The organism is Paraburkholderia sp. GAS41, assembly GCF_050436545.1.
Taxonomy (GTDB): domain Bacteria; phylum Pseudomonadota; class Gammaproteobacteria; order Burkholderiales; family Burkholderiaceae; genus Paraburkholderia.
Window position 1 is genome coordinate 248,689 of sequence record NZ_JBNDMK010000007.1, and the last position, 7,476, is coordinate 256,164.

General features: G+C 65.1%; 5 protein-coding genes. 4 read left to right on the plus strand and 1 reads right to left on the minus strand.

Annotated elements, in window-relative coordinates; genetic code table 11:
* The first annotated feature begins 51 nt into the window (after window positions 1-51).
* Both bcsZ and P3T43_RS13285 read left to right on the plus strand, forming a co-directional pair.
* Window positions 52-1,164 carry a cellulose synthase complex periplasmic endoglucanase BcsZ gene (bcsZ, locus tag P3T43_RS13280; RefSeq protein WP_429281515.1) on the plus strand — a complete coding sequence of 371 codons (1,113 nt, stop codon included), beginning with the start codon at window positions 52-54 and terminating at the stop codon, window positions 1,162-1,164.
* Complete coding sequence (locus P3T43_RS13285; RefSeq protein WP_429281500.1) at window positions 1,155-5,951, plus strand: cellulose synthase subunit BcsC-related outer membrane protein; 4,797 nt, start codon at window positions 1,155-1,157, stop codon at window positions 5,949-5,951. Before bcsZ ends, P3T43_RS13285 begins: the two co-directional genes overlap by 10 nt.
* Window positions 5,952-6,172: 221 nt before the next feature.
* On the opposite strand, the gene P3T43_RS13290 is transcribed toward P3T43_RS13285, so the two are convergent.
* Complete coding sequence (locus tag P3T43_RS13290; protein WP_429281501.1) at window positions 6,173-6,349, minus strand: hypothetical protein; 177 nt, start codon at window positions 6,347-6,349, stop codon at window positions 6,173-6,175.
* A gap of 313 nt (window positions 6,350-6,662) precedes the next feature.
* Here P3T43_RS13290 and tnpA point away from each other — a divergent pair, with 313 nt between their 5' ends.
* Both tnpA and tnpB read left to right on the plus strand, forming a co-directional pair.
* Window positions 6,663-7,097: an IS66-like element accessory protein TnpA gene (gene tnpA / locus P3T43_RS13295; protein ID WP_429281502.1), complete on the plus strand. Its 435-nt coding sequence runs from the start codon at window positions 6,663-6,665 to the stop codon at window positions 7,095-7,097.
* The gene (gene tnpB / locus P3T43_RS13300; RefSeq protein WP_429281503.1) at window positions 7,094-7,438 is read left to right on the plus strand and encodes an IS66 family insertion sequence element accessory protein TnpB; all 345 of its coding nucleotides are present in this window, start codon (window positions 7,094-7,096) and stop codon (window positions 7,436-7,438) included. The genes tnpA and tnpB overlap by 4 nt, the downstream gene beginning before the upstream one ends.
* Window positions 7,439-7,476: the final 38 nt, after the last annotated feature.

Genomic DNA, 7,476 nt, shown 5'->3' on the forward strand with positions numbered 1-7,476 from the left:
GTCAAACTAAAAGCGGCGCCCCTCGCCTTCGCCTTAGGCCTCGTCGCCAGCATGACGTCCGTGCTGCCGAACGCCACGGTGGCCGCGACTGCTGCGCAATGCGACTGGCCCGGCTATCGCACCTTCGTCGAACGCTTCGTGCAGGCCGACGGGCGCGTGATCGACTATTCGACGCCCACCCAGCAGACCACCTCGGAAGGTCAGTCGTACGGCATGTTCTTCGCGCTGGTCGCCAACGACCGCGCCACCTTCGACCGCCTGCTCGACTGGACCCGCACCAATCTCGCGGGCAATCAGTTCGATGTGCAGAATGTGCGGTTGCCTTCGTGGCAATGGGGCAAAAAGCCGGATGGCTCGTACGGCGTGCTCGATCCGAATTCTGCTTCGGACTCCGACCTGTGGATCGCCTACGACCTGCTGCAAGCCGGCCGCCTCTGGAACGACGAGCACTATACGGCGCTCGGCGAGGCGCTCGCCAGACAGATCGCCAGCAAGGAAGTCGTCAGTCTGGCCGGCCTCGGCCCGATGCTGCTGCCCGGTCCGCAAGGCTTCCAGAGCGGCGACGTGACGCGCCTCAATCCCAGCTATTTGCCGCTGCCGATACTGCGCGCGCTCGCCAAAGCGGTGCCCGGCGGCCCGTGGAGCAAACTGGCCGACAACGCCTATCAGCTCGTCAAGGCCACTTCGCCGCACGGCTTCGTGCCTGACTGGGCAGCTTGGCGCGCGGGCCAGTTCGTGGTCGACCCGAAGACCGGCGACACCGGCAGCTACGACGCGATCCGCGCGTACCTGTGGGCCGGTATGGCCGCGCCTGACGATCCGCTGGCCAAGCCCTGGCTTGCCGCGCTCGGCGGCATGCGCCTGCAGGTCACCGAGGCCGGCTTCCCGCCCGAAAAGGTCGCCGTGACCACCGGCGTCGTCAGCGGCGAAGGGCCGCTCAGTTACTGGGGCGCGCTTGCGCCGTACTTCAAGACGCTCGGCGACGAACGCGATCTCGGCCTCGCGCGCAGCCATCTGGCCGCGCTCGACAACCCCGTCGCGGGTCACGAGCCGGTCTATTACGATCGTGTGCTGGGCTTGTTCGGCACAGGATTCATCGACGGCCGCTATCGCTTCGACGATGCCGGCCGGCTGGTGCCGAGTTGGAGAAATGCATGCGATTGAGCGCCCTCACGCTGGCGCTGAGCCTCGTTAGCGTCGCGTCCACGACGCTGCCCACCGCCGTGTTTGCCCAGGCCGCGGCCGATCCGCTCAACGTGCTGATCGACCAGGGCAAATACTGGCAAACCCATCACCGCGGCGACCTCGCCGAGCAGGCCTGGCAGAAGGTGCTGCGGATCGATCCCAAGCAGCCCGATGCCCTGTTCGGTATGGGTATGGTGCTCGCCGACCGCAAGGACGGCAGCGGCGCGCAGCAGTATCTGGCGCGCCTGCGGGAAGCGGCGCCGAACTATCCGAACATCGACGAACTCGGCCGGCGTCTCGGCGAAAGCAGTCTGCGCGACCAGACCGTCAACGACGCGCGCCGCCTGCAACAAAGCGGCCAGAGCGCGAGCGCTGTGCAGCAGTATCAGCGCGCGCTCGAAGGCAAGCCCGCCACGCCCGAACTGCAGCTCGAGTACTACCAGGCGCTGGCCGCCACGCCGCAGGGCTGGGATCAGGCACGCCGCGGGCTGCAGCAACTCGCACAGCAGAATCCCGACGACCCACGCTACGCGCTCGCTTACGCCCAGCATCTGACGTATCGCGATGTGACGCGCCGCGAGGGCATCGCCCAGCTCGCGAAGCTCTCCAGCGACAGCGCGGTGGGCGCTGCCGCGCGCAAAAGCTGGCGCCAGGCACTGCTGTGGCTCGACGCACGCGCCTCCGACGCGCCGCTCTACCAGACCTATCTGCAGCTCGTGCCTGACGACGCGGCAGTCAAGGCGCGCTCCGATTCGATGGTGCAGCAGGATGACGCGGCCCGCGAACGGGCCCAGCAAAACGCTGCCGTCGACGCGCGCGGCCACACCATCGCCGATGGCTTTGCCGCGCTCGATCGCGGCGATCTCGTCACGGCCCGCGCGAAGTTTTCGTCGGTGCTGACGGCAAGCCCGAACGACGGTGACGCGCTCGGCGGCATGGGCATCGCCGCGCTCAAGCAGGAACATTTCTCCGAAGCGCGCGACTACCTGGAGCGCGCCTCGCGCGGCGCCAATCCGGCGCGCTGGAAAGACGCGCTGTTGAGCGCGAACTACTGGACCTACACCAGCGAAGCGCTCGGTGCACGCAGCAATGGCGAGTTCGCCAAGGCCAAGTCCCTGTTCGAGCGCGCCATCGCCGTCAACCCGTCCGACGTCACCGCGCAGGTGCTGCTTGGCGAGATGCTGCTGAACAACGGCGACCCGGTCGGCGCGGAACAGGCTTACCGGATGGCGCTGCGCCGCCAGGCCGACAATCCCGATGCGATTCGCGGCCTGGTCGGCGCGCTCGCCGCGCAAGGCCGTGGCGACGAAGCGCTGCAGTTCGCCAATCAGCTCAACGCCGAGCAGCAGTCGAAAGCGGGCGGCATCGACCGCCTGCGTGGCGAAGCGCAGGCCGCCCAGGCACGCGCGGCGGAAGCACGGGGCGATCTGGGCGCGGCACGCAGTCTGTTCGAAGACGCCCTGCTCAGCAATCCTGACGATCCGTGGCTGCGGCTCGACCTTGCGCGGATTTATGTGCGCCAGGGCGCCGTGGGCAATGCGCGCAGCATGATGGACGGTTTGCTGGCGGCTCATCCCGACATGACCGACGCGCTCTATGCGAGCGCGCTGCTGTCGGCGGAAACCCAGGACTGGTCGGTTGGACTCGCGCAACTGGACCGCATTCCGGTGGCCCAGCGCACCGACGCGATGACCACCTTGCAGCACCGCCTGTGGGTGCATCAGCAGACGAGCCTCGCCATCCAGATGGCGAAGAGCGGGCAAACCCCGCAGGCCTTCGCCACGCTCGCGGCCGCGGAGCCGGTGGCAGCCGGTAGCCCGGAACTGATCGGCGTGTTGGCGGCGGCTTACCAGCAGGCCGGCGATTCGGGCCGCGCGCTCGGACTCGTGCGCAGCGCAATGAATGCCGCGCCGGGCAATACGGATCTGCTGCTGCAATACGCCGGCATTCTGCTCGCCACTCATCAGGATGCCGAACTAGGCGCGGTGATGCGGCAACTCTCGGCGATGCAGTTGACCCCGGAACAGCGCACCAATTTCGGCAATCTGAATCTGGCGATCGTGGTGCGGCAATGCGACGCCGTGCGCCAGCGCGGCGATCTCGCGAGCGCTTACGACGTGATCGCGCCGTGGCTTGCCGCCATGCCTGACAACGCCGATCTGCAGGCCGCGCTCGGGCGTCTCTATTCGTCGGCTGGCGACGACCGCAACGCGCTGGCCAGCTACCGCGTGGCGCTCACGCGCCGTCCGGACGATCTGAGTCTGATGCTGGCCGCGCTTCCCGCGGCGACCGGCGCGAAGGACTTCGGTTACGCGGAATCGCTTGCCACCCAGGCGCTCGCCACCGCACCGGACGATCCCGGCGTGCTGGCCGCCGTCGGACGCATGTACCGCGCCGAGGGCAAGCTCACGCTGGCGTCGACCTATTTGCAGCGTGCGCTGATCGCCGCCAACACGCCGCTGATGAGCCACGCCCAGCGCGCCGGGGCAAGCAATGTCCCCCGTGGCTGGGAAGTGGCGATGCGCAGGATCGGCGCGACGCCGTTGCCCGGCACCAATCCGTTCGAGGGAAAAACCGCCATCGATGCACCGGCCGACGCCGACGGTGCCACCAGCGCAGGTGTAGCACCGCCCACAGGCGGCGGTTTCAACGCCAACGTAACGGCGCCATATGCCGCGCCAGCAGCGTCCCCGTATTCGCAGTCTTCCTATCCGACGCAGACCGTGCCGATCTATCCGCCGCCCCAGCAGCCTTCACCGTATGTGGCGCCTTATTCCGCGCCCTACACTGCGCCCTATACCGCGCCAGCCAGTCCGTCCGGTATCCCGCGCTCCAGTAACGGCACCGGCGGCTATGGTCCGGACAACTACGGATCGAGCCAGAGCGGTGCGTATGCCGCCGCGCCTTTGCAGCCGTATCCTGGACAGGGCCAGGCGCCGGTTCAGCCGCCGTATCCGCAGCAGCCCTATAACGCGCCCTATCCGCAAGATGCGGCGCCCTATGGGGCATCGGCGCCCTACGTGTCAACACCATGGCCGATGTCGCCCGCGGCCCGCGAGGCGCAAGCCAACGCCGGTGCGCAGCGGCAAGCGCAAGCCAACTACCCAGCACTGCCAGGTAACCCGCCCAGAGCGAGCAAGAAGTCGACGACGACCCGCAACCATGCACCTGCGCGCAATGCAAACGGCGCGGCGCAAGCGTATGCGCAGGCACCGAACGGGCAGCAAGGGTATGCGCAGCAGCCGTATTATGGACAGCAAGCGTATCCGCAACAGCAGGGATATGGACAACCTCCGTATCTGCAACAGCAGCCCTACGTACCGCAACCGTATCCGCAGCAGCCGGCATACGGGCAACCGGCGTACGGGCAACAGGCATACGGGCAACAGGCATACGGGCAGCAAGCGTATGCGCAGCAGAACTACGGCAATCAAGGCTACTACCCGCAACAACCGTACATTCCGCAGCCGCCCGCTGGATACGCCCAGGCCTACTACCCGCAGGCGCCCGCGGCACAAGCCGCGCCCGGCGGCAGTTACGCGCCATCGCCCGCCAACGTCGCCAATGCACAGACGCTCGGCGTTGCGGAAGAACTGGCCCAGGTCAATCGGGAGCAGACGAGTACCGTGTCGGGCGGCATCGTGTTTCGTAATCGTGCGGGCGAAGACGGCTTGTCGGATTTGACCGATATCGAAGCACCCATCCAGGGGCGCATCCAGGCCGGCAACGGTCATGTCATCGTCACGGCGACACCTGTGACGCTCGACGCGGGCACGGCGACCAACCAGCCGCAAACACTGGCCCGTTTTGGCTCGGGCACCGCTTCGAACGCGGGAGCCTACGGTTCGCAGACTGCCAACGGCGTGGGGCTCTCGGTCGGGTATCAGAACAAAAGCATCAGCGGCGACGCGGGCGTGACGCCGCTTGGTTTTCGCGAGGTGACGGGCGTCGGTGGCCTGCAATACAACGGCACCTTGACTGACCAGGTGTCGTACTCGCTGGCCGTCGCGCGACGCGCGGTCACGGACAGCCTGCTCTCCTATGCCGGCACGCGCGACCAGTCGGCGAATATCGAATGGGGCGGCGTAACGTCCAGCGGCGCACTCGCCACGCTCAGTTGGGACGATGGCACGAGCGGCTTGTACGCAAATGCGGCGTACCAGTTTCTGGACGGCTACAACGTGTCCGCCAACACGGCCATCAAAGGCGGCGGCGGCGTGTATACGCGTCTGCTGAAAGACGCTGACCAGACGCTGACGATCGGCCTGAATACCACGTTGATGGGCTATAACCGGAACCTCTCCTACTTCACGTATGGACAGGGTGGTTATTTCAGTCCGCAACAGTATGTGATCCTGAATCTGCCGGTGGAATGGACTGGCCGTAACGGCAGCTTCACGTATGACGTCAAGGGTTCGATTGGCGTGCAGCATTATCGCGAGGATGCGTCGTCTTACTTCCCGCTGGGCGACGGGACCTCAGCCAGACTGCAGAACGCACTCGTCAATGCCGGCAATGCCCCCGACTCCAACGGAATTTATCCCGGGCAGAGCAAGACGGGCGTCGCCTACTCGTTCAACGCGGTGGGCGAATATCAACTCGCGCCACAACTGGCGGTGGGCGCGACGGCTTCGCTCGGCAATGCTTATCAATATCGCGAGTGGCTGGGTGCGGTTTATGTGCGGTATAGCTTTACCAAGCAGGCTGGATTGCAACCGTTCCCGCCGACGCCGTTGACTTCGCCTTATGTTTCGTTGTCGAACTAGGGGGATGGGATAAGGTCTTCGGGTTGCACACGCATGATCTAGGCATGCGTGTGCTGTTGACGGCGGTTGCGATTCGACTCGTTGACGGTACGTGACTCTATACCTCGATTACGGTATGCAGATCACGGTTGCCCACCGCCGGGCAGCGCCATGGTCGTGACAGGTGACCCGCCGCCCGGCCGTGGACAACCCGCGACTCAACACTCCCGGGAGGTTCAACATCACACTAAACCCAACTGCAAATCTGTCCGTTGAACCCGGTCAATCTCAGTTGCTTGTGCACGCTGCGGTGCACACACGATGGGGAACGTCAGGAACATTTCCCACGACGCGCGATGATAGGGCGACAGCTCCCAGCGCTGCCCGTCTTCCGTGACCAGCCAGGCGTACGGCAGCATGGGTCTTCAGGCACCGGGATGCCATTGAATTCGCACCCGTCGAATTGGACGCCCGAGCGTCGCATGTGCAGTTCATCACACAGCATGCGCTTGTGCTCGGGATGAAGAACCAGTTCCACAGGTTCCTCGCGCCGATGCTCTTTCAGATACCGATAAAGCCCATCCGTGATAAAGGCGCAGGCGCTCATGCCTGGCCGGACACCCAACGTCATAAATCACACCCCCATGATTTTTTGCCGGTTCACGCTACCGCTTCTGCGTAAGCGGCTCGTCCCGGCCGTTATAGACGCTGGCTGAGGGCGACATCAAAGTGATGTCCATCATTTCCGATCTGATGGGCATCACTTTGACACAGTCTGCAGAGAAGAAGCCGGGTACACGAACGGGGCGCCCGAATTACCCCCGCGAGCTACGTGAGCGACTGGCAGCGGCCGCTTGCGAGCCGGGCGTATCAGTCGCAAAGCTGGCGAGGGAGAATGGCATCAACGCGAACATGCTGTTCACCTGGCGGCGGCGATATCTGGCCGATCAGCAAGCTCGATCTGCCGGGCTTATTCCGGTCGTACTGCGAAGCGACACGCCGACGGAGGTCATCGCATCAGCCCCGGCAGAAGTGCAAGTGCAGAGCGCGAAGCCTGAACCACCTGTCGGCACGATCGAGATCCGGATAGGTCGTGCGGTGGTTAAAGTAGACGGTCAGGTCGATGCCGATATGCTGCGGATCGTGCTGGGCAGTCTGCGCTCATGATCTCCCTACCGGCAGGCACGCGCATCTGGCTCGCTGCGGGCGTCACTGATATGCGATGCGGATTCCAGGGGGTGGCATCGAAGGTGCAAACCGCGCTTGAGGAGAATCCGCTGGGCGGCAACGTCTACGTCTTCCGGGGCCGTCGCGGCGATCTGGTAAAGATTCTCTGGGCTACGGAGGATGGAATCTGGCTGCTCGCTAAGCGGCTTGAACGGGGTCGTTTTATATGGCCCAAGGCGGACGGTGGCAAGGTCCATCTGAGCTCCGCACAACTGTCGATGCTCCTTGAGGGCATCGACTGGCGGCAGCCCCGCCGCACCGCCGCATTATCGATGTTGTAAACCGCGCGGCAGACTCGTAAACTACGGCGCATGTCGAA

Coding starts and splice junctions, on each gene's coding strand:
- bcsZ (WP_429281515.1), top strand. CDS start 52: ATGACGTCCGTGCTGCCGAACGCCACGGTGGCCGCGACTGCTGCGCAA.
- tnpB (WP_429281503.1), top strand. CDS start 7,094: ATGATCTCCCTACCGGCAGGCACGCGCATCTGGCTCGCTGCGGGCGTC.
- P3T43_RS13285 (WP_429281500.1), top strand. CDS start 1,155: ATGCGATTGAGCGCCCTCACGCTGGCGCTGAGCCTCGTTAGCGTCGCG.
- tnpA (WP_429281502.1), top strand. CDS start 6,663: ATGTCCATCATTTCCGATCTGATGGGCATCACTTTGACACAGTCTGCA.
- P3T43_RS13290 (WP_429281501.1), bottom strand. CDS start 6,349: ATGCTGCCGTACGCCTGGCTGGTCACGGAAGACGGGCAGCGCTGGGAG.